Below are 15,763 nucleotides of genomic sequence, written 5' to 3'. Positions count from 1 at the left end.
ATGCTAGTGCCCTGACCGCCAAATGACCATGAGAACTGTCAGCGGAACGGCGGCTCGTCAAAGCTGCGCAGTTTGCGCGAGTGCAACGAGTTGAGTTCGGTGCGCAACAGGTCCACCGCCTCGATGCCGATTTTCAAGTGCTGGCTGACCGCGCGCTCGTAGAAGGCGTTGGCCGAACCCGGCAGCTTGATTTCGCTGTGCAGCGGTTTGTCCGAGACGCACAGCAATGTGCCGTACGGCACCCGCAAACGATAACCCTGTGCGGCGATAGTGCCGCTTTCCATGTCCACCGCCACGGCGCGGGACAGGTTGATCAGCGGACGCTCCTGGGCCCAGCGCAATTCCCAGTTACGGTCGTCGTAGGTCAGCACGGTGCCGGTGCGCAGACGCTTCTTCAGCTCGTCGCCCTTCTCGCCGGTGATGTTCGCCGCCGCTTGCTGCAAGGCCATTTGTACTTCAGCCAGGGCCGGAATCGGGATATTCGGTGGCACAACCCGGTCGAGAATGCCGTCGCGACGCATGTAGGCGTGGGCCAGCACGTAGTCGCCAATGGTCTGGGACTGACGTAGGCCACCACAGTGGCCGATCATCAGCCAGCAATGCGGGCGCAATACCGCCAGGTGATCGGTGATGTTCTTGGCGTTGGACGGGCCGACGCCAATGTTCACCAGGGTCACGCCATGGCCATCGCTGGCGATCAGGTGATAGGCCGGCATCTGGTAGCGGTGCCACACCACGCCTGCGGCAATCGCCGACGCCTCGCCGTGATCCATGCTCTTTTCGATGATCACGTTGCCCGGCAGCACCATGCGCACGAAACGCGGGTCACTGCGCAATTGCTCCAGGCCATGCACGATGAACTGGTCGACGTAACGGTGGTAGTTGGTCAGCAGGATCCATGGCTGCACATGACGCCAGTCGCTGCCGGTGTAGTGCACCAGGCGCCGCAGGGAGAAATCCACCCGCGCGGCGTCGAACAGGGCCAGGGGTAAGGGATCGGTGTTTTCCCAATCGTACAGGCCATCGGCGATGCCGTCGGTGGCGGCGGACAGGTCGGTACTCGGGAACACCCGCGCCAGCACCGCAGCCGTCACCCCGGAACCGGCCAGCTCATCGCCCTGCTCGACCACATAGGGATACGGGATATTCTGCTGGCTGACGCCGACTTCCACGGTCACGGTGAAGTCATGCATCAACGGCACGAGTTGTTCCAGCAGATACTTGCGAAAGGCCGCAGGGTGGGTGACGGTGACGCTGTAGGTCCCCGGCAACTGCACCTTGGCGTAGGCGCGGGTGGTCTGCGGGACTTCGCCCTGGCATTGATAGGTCAGACGCAGCTCAGGATAACGAAACATCGCACGCTGTTCGGCGTCCGGTTCGATACGATCCTTGAGGTAACGCTTGAGCGCCTGGTTCAGCGCAGTGGTTGCACGTTCGTGCAAGAGCGCAAGCCGGTCCACGGCTTGCTCGGCGGTTTGAACGACAATAAAAGCTTCGGTCACGATCAGCATCCTGTGTTCTGACTTGCAGACCTTCATCTTGCCTGCATCGTCGCTTCACGGGAACAGTGGCCAGTACACAATTGCTGGAAGAACACCGGATTCCCTGTAGGAGTGAGCCTGCTCGCGATTGCGGTGCGTCAGGCTCAAATAATGTACATGGATAGATTGCTATCGCGAGCAGGCTCACTCCTACAGGAATTTGTCCGACAGTGGTATCGGTGGTATTCAAACATTCGGGGTTGAGCGGGCAACAATCGCTTGCACATCTAGCCCACGCGGCAACGCGCCATATACTCGACCGGCCGAACCCAGGCGGCTGGCGATGAATGCATCGCTGACTGCGCTGTTCCCCGCCTCCAGCAACAGCTTGGCCTGCAAGCCCAGAGCGATGTCCTCGGTGAGCTGCCGGGCGCGGTATTGAATGTCGCCCGTATCCTTGAACGCCGCCTGCAACTGCCGGATATGTGTAGCCAGACGCCTGTCGCCGTGGCCATCGCCCAATTCGCTGAACAGCACATCGAGCACACCCGGTTCCTTCGACAACGCCCGCAGCACGTCCAGGCACTGCACGTTGCCGGAGCCTTCCCAGGTCGAGTTCACCGGTGCCTCACGGTACAAACGCGGCAGGATGCTGTCCTCGACATACCCCGCGCCACCCATGCACTCGGCAGCTTCGTTGATCATCGCCGGCGCGCGCTTGCAGATCCAGTATTTGCCCACAGCGGTCACCAGCCGGGCGTACTTCGCCTCATGGTCGTCGTCCAGCTGATCCAGCGCGCGGCCCATGCGCAGGCTCAAGGCTAGGGCCGCTTCGCTCTCCAGGGCCAGGTCGGCCAGGACGTTCTGCATCAAGGGTTGCTCGCCCAACAGCCTGCCGCCAACGCTGCGGTGTGCGCAGTGGTGACTGGCTTGAGTGAGGGCCTGGCGCATCAGCGAACTGGAGCCGACCATGCAATCAAAGCGCGTCATGGCGACCATTTCGATGATGGTCGGCACGCCGCGCCCCTCTTCGCCAACCATCCACGCCAGCGCTCCGCGAAACTCGACTTCGCTGGAGGCGTTGGAGCAGTTGCCCAACTTGTTCTTCAGACGCTGAATGTAGAATTGGTTGCGCGTGTCGTCGGGGCGGTGACGCGGCAGCAGGAAACAGGTCAGACCCTTGTCAGTCTGGGCCAGGGTCAGGAAGGCATCGCACATCGGCGCCGAGCAGAACCATTTGTGTCCCACCAATTCGTAGGCCTGGCCCGGCCCGCTGGCGCCGACCGGATAAGCCCTGGTGGTATTGGCCCGGACATCGGTGCCGCCCTGTTTCTCGGTCATGGCCATGCCAATCGTGACCCCGGCCTTGTGCGCCATGCCGATGTTGCGTGGGTCATATTCAGTGGCGAGAATCTTCGGCAGCCAGGCCTCGGCCAGGTCCGGTTGCAGGCGCAAGGCGGGCACGCTGGCGAAAGTCATGGTCAACGGGCAGCCGCTACCGGCTTCGGCCTGGCTGTGCAGATAGGTCATCGAGGCACGGGCGACGTGCGCACCTGGCTGCGGATGCGCCCAGGGCAAAGAAGTCAGGCCGTGCTCGACCGCCGTGCGCATCAGCTCATGATAGGCCGGGTGGAATTCCACCAGGTCGATGCGATGACCGTAGCGATCGTGGCTGGAAAATACCGGTTTGTTCTCGTTGGCAAGGAACCCGGCTGCCATCAGCGGCCCACCGGCCAATGCACCGTAGGCGTCGATGCGCGATTCGGCCCAGCCGGCACCAAAACGCCGGGACCATTCCTGCAGCGGCAGATCGAGACGGTACAGGTTGGCGCCATCCAGCGACGGTGGCTGGTTGGTCACTTCGTGGGTTTCGGCGAACTGATGCAGGTTCATGACGGGCTCCTTTGGTCGGCCAAGGGTTTTTCAGTTAAGCACCGCCCCGCGAGCTAAAGAAGCGTCATATCTGCCTAATTGGCGGCGCTTTCGCCCTGCTCGAAACCCAGCACACGACGCTGCAGGGCCGCCTGCAAATCCTCGAATCTAACCGGTTTACTTAAGTAATCGATGAAGGTAACGCCGCTGCAGTGCTCCCGATCAATGTTCAAGGCGATAATGAACACCGGCAACTCGTCGCACCCCGCCAATGTGCGGATCTGGCTGCTGAGCGAGTCGCCGTTGAGTGGCGGCAACTGGCAATCGATCAATACCGCATCAAACGCTTCACGCTGCAGGTAATCGAACGCCGCCGCACCACTGTCGGCCGTGCGCACCTGATACCCGAGCTTAAGCAACATGCCACGAATGACCAACTGGTTGACGGTGTTTTCATCCACCAGGAGCACCATGCAATCTCGCGGCTGACGCAGTCGCGAGTATTGCCGCGCAGTTCTTGGCGCCGATTCCAGCAGCGGCAAGGCAAACTCGACATCGAGCTGGAAGCGACTGCCGCGACCTGGCTCGGAGCGGTGGGTCAGGCGCCCGCCCAGCAGCTCGACCAGCTGTCGGCATATCGCCAGGCCCACACCCAGCCCGCCGTATTCGCGGGTCATGGAGCCATCCAGCTGGAAGAAGCGCTGATACATCGTCGCCTCACCCAAGTCGGTGAAACCGATTCCGGTATCGATCACCGCAAAGCACAGCGCCATTCGTCCGGGTTGCGCGGGTTTGCCGGTGACCCGCAGCGCCAGTCCGCCCACCCGGGTGAACTTGATCGCATTGTCCAGCAGGCATTCCAGGCACTGCGCCAGCTTGGCGCTATCACCGTGCAGGCGATCAGGCAGCCCAGGCGTTATGTCGACCTTGAAGTCCAGCGACTTGCTCAGTGCATTGACCTCGAACTGCACGCGCAAGGCCTCGATCACGCTGCGCAAACTGAACGAGGTCGCGTTGACCGTGAGCTTGCCGGCCTGCAACTCGGTCAGGGTAAGGATGCCGTTGACCATACGCATCATGTCCCGGGCCGAACCCGCCGCCGTTTGCTGGTATTGCTCCAGCTCCGGATCCATGTCGACGGTTTGCATCAGTTCCAGCGAACCAATGACGCCGTTCATCGGCGTGCGCAGCTCGTGGGTCAGGGTGGCGAGGAACTCGTCCTTGAGCTGGTTGCTATGGGCCAGTTGCTGGTTCAGCACTTCGAGCTTCTGCCCGGCATCGAACAGGGTTTGCGCCTGCTGCTCGCGCATGGCGTTAATACGGTCGGCCAGGGCCAGGGACAGCAGCGCCACTTCGATGGCCGAACCGATCTGGCTGGAATACATGGTCAGGAACACGTTCGGCAGGTAACCCAGGACCATCAGCGTGTTGATGATGCCGCCGAGCAAAAAGGCCGACCAGGCAATGATGAAGTAGCGCGCCACGCGCAAGCCGCGCATCCAGGCAAAGATCCCTGCGGCAAAGATCACCACGGTGAAGGTCAGCGCCAGCGCCGTTGCCAAGCGCAATGCCAGGGCGTAGCTGGCCATCAATGACAGGCCGATGACCACGGCGCCAAACGCCACCAGTGCCAGCAGCAAGCGATCGAGCCAGCGACTGAGGGTGGCCGTCTGCAGGAAACTGCGGGCGAACTGACTGCCAAACAATCCGGCACAGCCAATGAAGAATGGAGTAGCGGCGTTGGCCCACCAGGGATTGTTCGGCCAGAAATACTGTACGGCCGCACCGTTCACCGACAGTTGGTACAAGCCAAACGAGGCGATATAGACGATGTAATAGAGGTAGCTGGTGTCGCGCACGCTGAGGTAGATGAACAGGTTGTAAACCAGCATCCCCAGCAACACGCCATAGATCAGCCCCAGCACGTAAAGGCGCAGCGGTTGCTCTTCGAGGAACGCGGTACTCGACCACAACGTCACCGGGGCCTGGATCGACCCCTCGCTTTGCAGGCGCAGGTACAGGGTTTGCGCCTGGTTTGGAGTGAAATTCAGGTCGAACAGGTAGTTGTTCTGGCGAATTTCCCGGGTGGCGAAAGGCAAGGCATCGCCGGTCTGGCGCACCAGCTCGTAGTCTCCGCCGGAATCAGGCAGGTATAGATCAAGATGGTCGAGGGGCGGATAGGCCAGTTCCAGCAGCCAGGTGCGTTGCGCCGCAGGATTCTTCGGGACGTAATGAAGGTCGATCTTCAGCCAGAACGCTGATCGCGAATAACCGGCGTTGAGGGTGGTTTTATCGTGAGGTTTGAATTTTCCGGCAGCGGCCTGCGCCTGGACATCGGCGATGGTCGCCCGTCCACTCGCATCTTCGAACACTTGCAGGGCTCGGCCCAACGGCAGGCTTTGCGTGGACTCATCGAACTCGATTGCGCTCGCCAAAAGGGGCAAGCAGAGCAGCAACATCAGCAAATAGCGCATCTAAGCCCCAGCGTGGCCGGTCCGGTTATCTCAGGAAGCCCCTCATTCCTTTTGAGTAGACGTAAAACCGGTATTACCTGTTATTGGTTTGGATCCACTCTAGCATAGCCGTTGATGGCCAATGAACACCATTGAAAATTTTCATCCGAAGGCTCTATTACGGGCGTTCCAGCGCTATGCATTGAGATAGAGCGGTTGGGCCCCATCGACCCACTTGTCACGACTGGCCCACTGTAGGAGTGAGCCTGCTCGCGATGAACGATAACGCGGTTCACCTGGCATCCATCGGCGCCTGCATCGCGAGCAGGCTCACTCCTACAGCGGGCGTCAGCGACTCCACAGTCCACTGTCATGAATCGAGGCACTGGTGGTAAGCTCGCGCACCATGAATATCTACAGCTCTCGCCCCGTTGTCCTCTGTCTCTCCGGCCACGACCCCAGTGGTGGCGCCGGCTTGCAGGCAGATATCGAAGCCCTGCTCGCCCAGGGTTGTCATGCGGCTCCGGCCGTCACCGCGCTGACTGTGCAGGACACGGTCAACGTCACTGATTTCCGCGTGCTCGACCGTGAGTGGGTGCTGGCCCAAGCCAATGCCGTGCTCAACGATTCCGAAGTTGCCGCCGTCAAGCTGGGCATGCTCGGCTCGCTGGAAATGGTCGACACCGTGGTCGAACTGCTGAAGGCGCATCCGCATTTGCCGATGGTCTGCGACCCGGTACTGCGCGCCGGCGGCGGCGGACGACTGGGCAAGGACGAAGTCGGCTACGCCATGCGCGAACGCCTGCTGCCCCTGGCGATCATTGCCACCCCCAACCTGCCAGAAGCGCGCATCCTCGCCGAACTGCCCGAAGGCACCGCCGACCAGTGCGCGGAAAAACTCCTGCCCTACGTCAAGCACCTGTTGATCACTGGCGGTCACGGCGACGAGCTGGAAATTCACAATCGTCTGTACACCCGCGACGGTCGCCGCGAAACCTTCACCTGCCAGCGTTTGCCCGGCAGCTATCACGGTTCCGGTTGCACGCTGGCAAGCGCCCTGGCCGGTCGTCTGGCCCTGGGGGAAAACCTCGTCAGCGCCGTACAGACCGCGCTTAACTATACGTGGCGCACCCTGCGTGATGCGGAGCAGCTGGGTAAAGGTCAATTTGTGCCACGCCGCCTGCCGCTGGATTTCTGTTCGTAACCTCCCATTAGTGATGCGCCGAGGCTTGTCCGATGAAACTACGTGGCCTTTACGCCATTACCGACAGTCAGTTGCTGGCCGGTAAATTCCTGTCGTACGTAGAGGCGGCGCTGGAAGGCGGCGTTACCCTGCTGCAATACCGCGACAAGAGCAGCGATGAGGCCCGCCGCCTGCGCGAGGCCGAGGCCCTGCGCGATCTTTGCGCGCGCTACAACACCCGGCTGATCATCAATGATGATGCCGAGCTGGCGGCGCGCCTGAACGTTGGCGTACACCTCGGCCAGACCGACGGCCCGCTGACCCCGGCCCGCGCCTTGCTGGGCCGCCAGGCAATCATCGGCTCGACCTGCCACGCCCAACTCGACCTGGCCGAACAGGCCGCCAAAGAGGGCGCCAGTTACGTGGCCTTTGGCCGCTTCTTCAACTCCAGCACCAAACCAGGCGCCCCGACCTGCGGCCTCGAACTGCTGGACCAGGCACGCAGCAAATTGCACCTGCCGATCTGTGCGATCGGCGGCATCACGTTGGAAAACGCCGCACCACTGGTGGCCCACGGGGTCGACCTGCTGGCAGTGATTCACGGCCTGTTCGGCGCCGAAAGCACGGCTGAAGTGACACGCCGCGCCCGCGCATTCAACGAACTGCTGTCTATTAAAGTTGCTTAAAATCTGATTTGAGAGTCCGATCATGTCTCGTTCCGAAACCCTGTTTGCCAATGCCCAGAAACACATTCCCGGTGGCGTGAACTCGCCAGTGCGCGCGTTCAAGAGCGTTGGCGGTACACCGCTGTTTTTCAAACATGCTGCCGGCGCCTACGTCACTGACGAAGACGACAAGCGCTACGTGGATTACGTCGGTTCCTGGGGCCCGATGATCCTCGGCCACAGCCATCCCGACGTGCTGGACGCGGTACGCAAGCAGCTGGAGCACGGTTTGTCCTACGGCGCGCCGACCGAGATGGAAACGCAGATGGCAGACCTGGTCTGCTCGCTCGTGCCGTCGATGGAGATGGTGCGCATGGTCAGTTCCGGCACCGAAGCGACCATGAGCGCCATTCGCCTGGCCCGTGGGTTCACCGGTCGCGACAGCATCATCAAGTTTGAAGGCTGCTACCACGGTCACTCCGACAGCCTGCTGGTCAAGGCCGGTTCCGGCGCCCTGACCCAGGGCGTCCCGAGTTCGGCGGGTGTGCCGGCGGCGTTCGCCAAACACACGCTGACCCTGCCGTTCAACGACATCGAAGCGGTAGAAACCATGCTCGCCGAAGTTGGCGGGGAAGTGGCATGCATCATTGTCGAGCCAGTCGCCGGCAACATGAACTGCGTCCCTCCGGCTCCGGGCTTCCTCGAAGGCCTGCGGACCTTGTGCGACAAGCATGGCGTGGTGCTGATTTTCGACGAAGTGATGACCGGTTTCCGGGTTGCTCTGGGCGGCGCACAAGCTCACTACGGCGTCACCCCGGACCTGACCACCTTCGGCAAGATCATCGGTGGCGGCATGCCGGTTGGCTGCTTCGGCGGCAAGCGCGAAATCATGTCGCACATCGCGCCACTGGGTCCGGTCTACCAGGCCGGTACGCTGTCGGGTAACCCGCTGGCAATGGCTGCAGGCCTGACTACGCTGCGCCTGATCAGCCGTCCCGGCTTCCACGACGAGCTGACTGACTACACCAGCCGCCTGCTCGACGGCCTGCAACAGCGCGCCGATGCCGCTGGCATCCCGTTCGTTACTACCCAGGCGGGCGGCATGTTCGGCCTGTACTTCAGTGGTGCCGACGACATCGTGACCTTCGACGATGTGATGGCCAGCGATGCCAAGCTGTTCGGGCGCTTCTTCCACCTGATGCTCGAAGGTGGCGTGTACCTGGCACCGAGCGCATTCGAGGCCGGCTTCACCTCGATCGCCCATGGCGACGCCGAGTTGCAACTGACGCTGGACGCCGCCGAGCGTGCGTTCGCCGCCTTGAAATAAAGCTGTGCCGCTGACGTTGGCGATTGCCAGCGTCAGCTTTCTCCTACATCCGCGCCCTTTTCCCTGTTCAGCTGCCAGGAATTTCCCGCAAAGTGGGTTATATATTTCCCTCGCAGCAGAAAAACGAGTAAAGACTTTGTAAGGATGGCCCTGCTTATTTCATAATGCGCGCTTATTGGATCCCCTCGATGGGTCCGCGCGCCCTTCAGAGGTAAGTCGATTCCCATGAACCGCACCGGCCGCGCCCTTGCACTGGGCTGCCTGTTGCTCCTTCAGCCCTTGCTTGTACAAGCAGGCGGCAACTCGTTGTTAATCCCAGCGATGGGTCGCTGCACCCTCAATACTCAGCCGCAGGACCTGGCCCAGGCGCTCGCTGCCTGCCAGAAAGCCTCGGATGAAGGGGATGCACAGGCGCAATACGAGTTGGGTGAGTTCTACTACGACGGCAAGAATGCTCCGCGCGACCTCAATCAAGCCCTGGGCTATTTCGAAAAAGCTTCGCTGCAAGGCCATGCCCAGGCGCAATTCAAACTCGGCACCATGTTCTTCCACGGCGAAGGTGTGCCGGCCAACAATGTTCAGGCGTATATCGTGCTGAAGATGGCAGCGGTCAATGGCGCAGAAGATGCGCTGGATACCGCTGACGAAGTGGCTGAGAAGATGCCGCGTGAAGAGCTGGAAGTGGCTACCCAGGTGCTGGGGCAGATATTCCGTAAATATTTGATGGAATTGCAAAGCGCGGATGGGCGTACGCCTTTCTCACCGCTACCCTGATTATTGCGCTGCCCTTCTTGGCCCCTTCGCGAGCAAGCCCGCTCCCACAGTTATCTCTGGTGTTCACAAATCGTGTGTTCACAGAGATCATTGTGGGAGCGGGCTTGCTCGCGAATGGAGCGACTCGGTTTCAGAGTCCTACTTGTCAGGCATCGGCATCGGGAACGGCATCACATTGCCGACCGCGCCGCGGGCTTCGCTGATTTTCGGGGTGCCCAGGCGTTCGACTTCATCGATGCGCACGATCGAATGCATCGGCACAAAACTGCGCACCACGCCCTCGAACTGAGCCTTCAGCTTCTCTTCGCTCGGATCGACGACCACTTGCGTGCGCTCGCCAAAGACGAATTCTTCCACTTCCAGGAAGCCCCACAGATCACTTTGATAGATCTGCTTGGCATACATTTCGTACACCTGGCCCTGGTTGAGGAAAATCACCTTGTAGATTGGAGCTTCACGTTTGGTCATGGTGGGCGAGCAACACATCGGGGGATAAAAATGAGGGCGCGAACTATAGCATAGCCACCGGACGCACAGCGGTAGGAACCTGGGGACATGTTCCCTATAATGCGCGGTTCTTTGAATCACGTGATGACTCTGTCCATGGCCAAGAAGCTTTACATCGAAACCCACGGTTGCCAGATGAACGAGTACGACAGCTCGCGCATGGTCGACTTGCTGGGTGAACATCAGGCCCTGGAAGTCACCGCTCGCGCTGAAGACGCCGACGTGATCCTGCTCAACACCTGCTCCATCCGCGAGCGCGCCCAGGACCGGGTGTACTCGCAGCTCGGCCGCTGGCGCGAACTGAAACTGGCCAACCCGGACATGGTGATCGCCGTCGGCGGTTGCGTGGCCAGCCAGGAAGGCGCGGCCATCCGTGATCGCGCGCCCTATGTCGACGTGGTGTTCGGCCCGCAGACCCTGCACCGCCTGCCGGAAATGATCGACGCCGCGCGCGCCACCAAGCTGCCGCAGGTCGACGTCTCGTTCCCGGAAATCGAAAAATTCGACCACCTGCCCGAGCCGCGCATCGACGGCCCGAGCGCCTATGTGTCGGTCATGGAAGGCTGCAGCAAGTACTGCACCTTCTGCGTGGTGCCCTACACCCGTGGCGAAGAAGTCAGCCGCCCGTTCGACGACGTGCTTGCCGAAATCATCCACCTTGCCGAAAACGGCGTGCGTGAAGTGACGCTGCTGGGTCAGAACGTCAACGGTTATCGCGGGACCACCCACGACGGGCGCCTCGCCGACCTGGCCGAGCTGATCCGGGTGGTCGCCGCAGTCGATGGCATCGACCGGATTCGCTACACCACCTCGCACCCGCTGGAGTTTTCCGACAGTCTGATCCAGGCCCACGCCGATGTGCCGCAACTGGTGAAACACCTGCACCTGCCGGTGCAATCGGGCTCGGACCGGATTCTTTCGGCGATGAAGCGTAATCACACTGCACTTGAATACAAATCCAAGCTGCGCAAGTTGCGCGCGGCCGTCCCGGGGATCTGCATCAGTTCGGACTTCATCGTCGGTTTCCCCGGCGAAACCGAGAAAGATTTCGAGCAGACCATGAAGCTGATCGAGGACGTCGGTTTCGACTTCTCCTACTCCTTCGTCTATAGCCAACGCCCGGGTACACCGGCAGCTGACCTGGCCGACGAAACGCCTGAAGCATTGAAGAAGGAACGCCTGAACGCCCTGCAACATCGTCTGAATCAGCAGGGTTTCGAGATCAGCCGACAAATGGTCGGCTCGACCCAGCGGATCCTGGTGACCGATTATTCGAAAAAAGACCCTGGCGAGCTGCAAGGCCGGACCGAAAATAATCGTATCGTCAACTTCCGCTGCGACAATCCGAACTTGATCGGGCAGTTCGCCGACGTGCACATCGACGCGGCGCAACCGCACTCGCTGCGCGGCTCGTTGATCCAGTAACACCGCATCCCCCCTGTAGGAGTGAGCCTGCTCGCGATTACGGTCTGACATTCAACCTATCAGTCGTCTGTCATGCCGCCATCGCGAGCAGGCTCACTCCTACAGTGACCGTGATTGACCTTGGGATATTTAAGAGCTTTCGCCCCCGCGCCTCTGGCGTTATCCTTGATTTCACCTTAATTGCCCCAGGGCGGCTAAATACGACCTTGAACGCACCCATCGAACCACATCGTTTTATCCTCGAGCCCTTTGAGGCTCGGCGCTTCGCCAATCTGTGCGGGCAATTCGACGAGCATCTGCGCTTGATCGAACAGCGCCTGACCATCGAGATCCGCAATCGCGGAAACCAGTTCGAGCTGATCGGCGACCCCAAACACACCACCTCCGCGGAAAACCTCCTGCGCCGCCTGTACCGCGAAACCAAGGGTACCGAGCTGTCGCCGGATACGGTTCACCTGTTCCTGCAGGAATCTGCCGTGGAAGAGATGGACAACGTATCCGAGCCGTCCGTCGCCCTGCGCACCAAGAAAGGCATGATTCGCCCTCGCGGCTTGAATCAGTTGCGCTATGTGAAGGAAATCCTCGGTAACGATATCAATTTCGGCATCGGCCCTGCCGGCACCGGCAAGACCTATCTGGCCGTTGCCTGCGCGGTAGATGCGCTGGAACGCGAGCAGATTCGCCGCATCCTGCTGGTCCGCCCGGCGGTTGAAGCGGGTGAAAAACTCGGCTTCCTGCCTGGCGACCTGTCGCAGAAGATCGACCCGTACCTGCGCCCGCTTTACGACGCGCTCTACGAAATGCTCGGCTTCGAGTACGTGGCCAAGCTGATCGAACGCCAGGTTATTGAAGTGGCACCGCTGGCCTACATGCGCGGTCGCACGCTGAACAACAGCTTCATCATCCTCGACGAAAGCCAGAACACCACCGTCGAGCAGATGAAAATGTTCCTGACCCGGATCGGCTTCGGCTCCACAGCAGTCATCACCGGTGACATCACCCAGGTCGACCTGCCCAAAGGCACCAAGTCCGGGCTGCACCACGTGATCGAAGTGCTCAAGGACGTGCCGGGCATCAGCTTCACTCACTTCAAGCCCAAGGACGTTGTGCGCCACCCGCTGGTGCAGCGCATCGTCGAAGCCTACGAGCGCTTCGAAAACCGTGTGGCCGACGAAGCACCGAAGGACAGCCGCCGCGATGCTTGAGCTTGATCTGCAACTGGCTACCCAAGCGTCCGTCCCCAGCGAAGCCGAGTTTCGCCAATGGTGCGAGCTCGCCTTGCGCCAGCGTACCGCCGATTCCGAGATGACCATTCGCCTGGTCGACCTGGAAGAGGCGCGCGAGCTCAACCACACCTGGCGGCACAAAGACTATGCCACCAACGTGCTGTCGTTCCCGGCGGACGTGCCGGACGAGTTCCTCGACATCCCGCTGCTCGGCGACCTGGTGATCTGCGCCGCCGTGGTCGAGCGCGAGGCCGCTGAACAAGGCAAGGAACTAAACGCCCATTGGGCGCATCTGGTGATTCATGGCTGCTTGCATCTGCTGGGTTACGACCATATAGATGACGACGAAGCCGAAGAGATGGAAGCGCTGGAACGAACGTTGCTTGCTGAGTTGGGTCATCCGGACCCTTATGCGGACGACGAGTCAGAAACATCCCCTATCGTTACAACAAAGGATTCAGAGTAATCGCTATGAGCGAAGATCGATCGAGCAACGGGCAGAAGTCATGGCTGGGTAAGCTCACCCAGGCTTTTGCCCACGAGCCGAAAAACCGCCAGGAGCTGCTTGAGCTCCTGCGTGATGCACACCAGAACAAGTTGCTGGACAGCGAAGCGCTGGCCATTGTCGAAGGCGCCATCCAGGTCGCTGACCTGCAAGTACGGGACATCATGGTCCCGCGCTCGCAGATGATCAGCATCAAGGCGACCCAGACACCCCGCGAGTTCCTGCCCGCCGTGGTCGACTCGGCTCACTCCCGTTATCCGGTGATCGGCGAAAGCCACGATGACGTGATGGGCGTGTTGCTGGCCAAGGACTTGCTGCCGTTGATCCTCAAGGAAAACGGCGACAGCTTCAACATCAAGGACCTGCTGCGCCCGGCCACTTTCGTGCCGGAGTCCAAGCGCCTCAATGTGCTGCTGCGCGAGTTCCGCGCCAATCACAACCACATGGCCATCGTGATTGACGAATATGGCGGCGTCGCCGGCCTGGTCACCATCGAAGACGTGCTGGAACAAATCGTTGGCGATATCGAGGACGAGCACGACGTCGAGGAAGACAGCTATATCAAGCCGCTGCCCAGCGGCGACTTCCTGATCAAGGCCCTGACGCCGATCGAGAACTTCAACGAGTTCTTCGACAGCGAATTTTCCGACGACGAGTTCGACACCGTCGGTGGCCTGGTGATGAGCGCGTTCGGGCACTTGCCTAAACGCAACGAAATCACGGAAATCGGCCCCTATCGCTTCCGCATCCTGAACGCCGACAGCCGTCGGATTCACTTGCTGCGCCTGACACCTATTGCCCGTTAAGGACTGACATGCTCCGCGTAACCCGCCCCGGCTGGCCCGGTAACCTGCTGGCCGTGGCGGCCGGTGCACTCACCACCCTGGCGCTGGCGCCCTACGATATCTGGCCGCTGGCGTTACTGGCGGTCGGATTCTTCTACGCCGGCTTGCGTGAACTGAGCCCCCGTCAGGCCCTGGGCCGTGGCTGGTGTTTCGGTTTCGGCCTGTTCGGTGCCGGTACCAGCTGGATCTATTACAGCATCCACCACTTCGGCGGCGCTTCGGTGCTGCTGGCCGGTTTCCTGATGCTGATCTTTACCGCGGCCATAGCCTGGTTCTTCGCCCTGCCGGCGTGGATCTGGGCGCGCTGGCTGCGCCGCAATGAGGCGCCGCTGGCTGATGCCTTGGCTTTCGCCGCATTGTGGGTCGGCCAGGAAGCCTTCCGTGGCTGGTTTCTCACCGGCTTCCCTTGGCTTTACTCCGGTTACAGCCAGCTCGACGGGCCTCTGGCCGGGCTCGCGCCCGTGGGCGGCATGTGGCTGATTTCCTTCACCCTGGCCCTCACCGCCGCGCTGATATACAACGGCTTACGCCTGGTGCACACAAAGCGCAAAGGTTTCATCGCTGCCGGTGCATTGCTGCTGCTCGGCCCGTGGGTGGCCGCCATCGCGCTCAAGGAGCACGCCTGGACCAGCCCGTCAGGTGCGCCGCTGACTGTCGCGGCGATCCAGGGCAACATCGAACAAAGCATGAAGTGGGACCCGGCGCAGCTCAACGCACAGCTCGCCCTCTATCGCGACATGAGCCTGAGCTCCAAGCGGGTCGATCTGCTGATCTGGCCGGAAACCGCCGTGCCGGTGCTCAAGGAATCCGCCGAAGGTTACCTGAGCATGATGGGCAAGTTCGCCGCCGATCGTGATTCCGCGCTGATCACCGGCGTACCGATTCGTCAGGAAGTCCACCACCAGAAACGCTTTTACAACGGCATCACCGTGGTTGGCGAAGGCGACGGCACCTACCTTAAGCAAAAACTGGTGCCGTTTGGCGAATACGTGCCGCTGCAGGACATCCTGCGCGGCCTGATCGCATTTTTCGACCTGCCGATGTCCGACTTTGCCCGTGGTCCGGCCGATCAGCCGCTGCTGCAAGCCAAGGGCTATCAGATCGCACCGTTCATCTGCTACGAAGTGGTCTATCCAGACTTCGCCGCCGACCTGTCGGCGCGCAGCGACCTGTTGCTGACGATCAGCAACGACACCTGGTTCGGTACGTCCATCGGCCCGCTGCAACACTTGCAGATGGCGCAGATGCGCGCGCTGGAGGCTGGGCGCTGGATGATTCGTGCCACCAACAATGGCGTTACTGGCCTGATCAACCCGTTCGGCAAAATCACTGCGCAGATCCCGCAGTTTGAGCGCGGCATCCTGTACGGCGAGGTGGTGCCGATGCATAACCTGACCCCGTATCTGCAATGGCGTTCGTGGCCGCTGATCATGGTTTGCGTGCTGTTGTTTGGTTGGGCGCTGGTGGCGAACCGGATGGCCAAGACCGTTTAAAGCATCG

The 15,763-nt window shown here is 60.9% G+C and carries 13 protein-coding genes; 9 read left to right on the top strand and 4 right to left on the bottom strand.

Annotation, left to right across the window (positions count from 1 at the left end; translation table 11 throughout):
- Positions 1-38: 38 nt before the first annotated feature.
- From amn to ACYZTK_RS18835, 3 genes are all read right to left on the bottom strand, one after another.
- Positions 39-1,538: an AMP nucleosidase gene (gene amn, locus ACYZTK_RS18845; protein ID WP_462011227.1), complete on the bottom strand. Its 1,500-nt coding sequence runs from the start codon at positions 1,536-1,538 to the stop codon at positions 39-41.
- A 189-nt stretch (positions 1,539-1,727) separates the two neighbouring features.
- Positions 1,728-3,374 carry an acyl-CoA dehydrogenase family protein gene (locus ACYZTK_RS18840; protein WP_462011226.1) on the bottom strand — a complete coding sequence of 549 codons (1,647 nt, stop codon included), beginning with the start codon at positions 3,372-3,374 and terminating at the stop codon, positions 1,728-1,730.
- 74 nt (positions 3,375-3,448) lie between these two features.
- Positions 3,449-5,827, bottom strand: coding sequence for a 7TM diverse intracellular signaling domain-containing protein (locus ACYZTK_RS18835; protein WP_462011225.1), 2,379 nt, complete (start codon positions 5,825-5,827; stop codon positions 3,449-3,451).
- A 385-nt stretch (positions 5,828-6,212) separates the two neighbouring features.
- Here ACYZTK_RS18835 and ACYZTK_RS18830 point away from each other — a divergent pair, with 385 nt between their 5' ends.
- From ACYZTK_RS18830 to ACYZTK_RS18815, 4 genes are all read left to right on the top strand, one after another.
- The gene (locus ACYZTK_RS18830) at positions 6,213-7,010 is read left to right on the top strand and encodes a hydroxymethylpyrimidine/phosphomethylpyrimidine kinase (RefSeq protein WP_462011224.1); all 798 of its coding nucleotides are present in this window, start codon (positions 6,213-6,215) and stop codon (positions 7,008-7,010) included.
- Positions 7,011-7,042: 32 nt separating this feature from the next.
- Complete coding sequence (gene thiE, locus ACYZTK_RS18825) at positions 7,043-7,675, top strand: thiamine phosphate synthase (protein WP_462011223.1); 633 nt, start codon at positions 7,043-7,045, stop codon at positions 7,673-7,675.
- Between the two features lie 22 nt (positions 7,676-7,697).
- Positions 7,698-8,981 carry a glutamate-1-semialdehyde 2,1-aminomutase gene (gene hemL, locus ACYZTK_RS18820; protein WP_462011222.1) on the top strand — a complete coding sequence of 428 codons (1,284 nt, stop codon included), beginning with the start codon at positions 7,698-7,700 and terminating at the stop codon, positions 8,979-8,981.
- A gap of 225 nt (positions 8,982-9,206) precedes the next feature.
- Positions 9,207-9,755 carry a tetratricopeptide repeat protein gene (locus tag ACYZTK_RS18815; RefSeq protein WP_462011221.1) on the top strand — a complete coding sequence of 183 codons (549 nt, stop codon included), beginning with the start codon at positions 9,207-9,209 and terminating at the stop codon, positions 9,753-9,755.
- A 138-nt stretch (positions 9,756-9,893) separates the two neighbouring features.
- Here ACYZTK_RS18815 and ACYZTK_RS18810 read toward each other — a convergent pair whose 3' ends face one another.
- On the bottom strand, positions 9,894-10,223 hold the full coding sequence (locus tag ACYZTK_RS18810) for a DUF1820 family protein (RefSeq protein WP_045062075.1): 330 nt from the start codon (positions 10,221-10,223) through the stop codon (positions 9,894-9,896).
- A gap of 135 nt (positions 10,224-10,358) precedes the next feature.
- On the opposite strand from ACYZTK_RS18810, the gene miaB reads away from it, so the two are divergent.
- The 5 genes from miaB to lnt all read left to right on the top strand — a co-directional run bounded on the left by miaB (position 10,359) and on the right by lnt (position 15,756).
- Positions 10,359-11,687: a tRNA (N6-isopentenyl adenosine(37)-C2)-methylthiotransferase MiaB gene (gene miaB / locus ACYZTK_RS18805; RefSeq protein WP_462014930.1), complete on the top strand. Its 1,329-nt coding sequence runs from the start codon at positions 10,359-10,361 to the stop codon at positions 11,685-11,687.
- Between the two features lie 206 nt (positions 11,688-11,893).
- Complete coding sequence (locus ACYZTK_RS18800) at positions 11,894-12,892, top strand: PhoH family protein (RefSeq protein WP_462011220.1); 999 nt, start codon at positions 11,894-11,896, stop codon at positions 12,890-12,892.
- A complete protein-coding gene (gene ybeY, locus ACYZTK_RS18795) occupies positions 12,885-13,379 on the top strand; it encodes an rRNA maturation RNase YbeY (RefSeq protein WP_462011219.1) in 495 nt (164 codons plus the stop codon). The genes ACYZTK_RS18800 and ybeY overlap by 8 nt, the downstream gene beginning before the upstream one ends.
- 5 nt (positions 13,380-13,384) lie before the next feature.
- The gene (locus ACYZTK_RS18790; RefSeq protein WP_045062079.1) at positions 13,385-14,224 is read left to right on the top strand and encodes an HlyC/CorC family transporter; all 840 of its coding nucleotides are present in this window, start codon (positions 13,385-13,387) and stop codon (positions 14,222-14,224) included.
- 8 nt (positions 14,225-14,232) lie between these two features.
- Positions 14,233-15,756, top strand: a complete 1,524-nt coding sequence (gene lnt / locus ACYZTK_RS18785) for an apolipoprotein N-acyltransferase (protein ID WP_462011218.1) — start codon at positions 14,233-14,235, stop codon at positions 15,754-15,756.
- Positions 15,757-15,763 lie beyond the last annotated feature (7 nt).

This window comes from Pseudomonas sp. LB3P31 (assembly GCF_054897945.1).
Note: the sequence above shows the minus strand (reverse complement) of the source record. Positions and strands in the feature narration are given on the sequence as shown.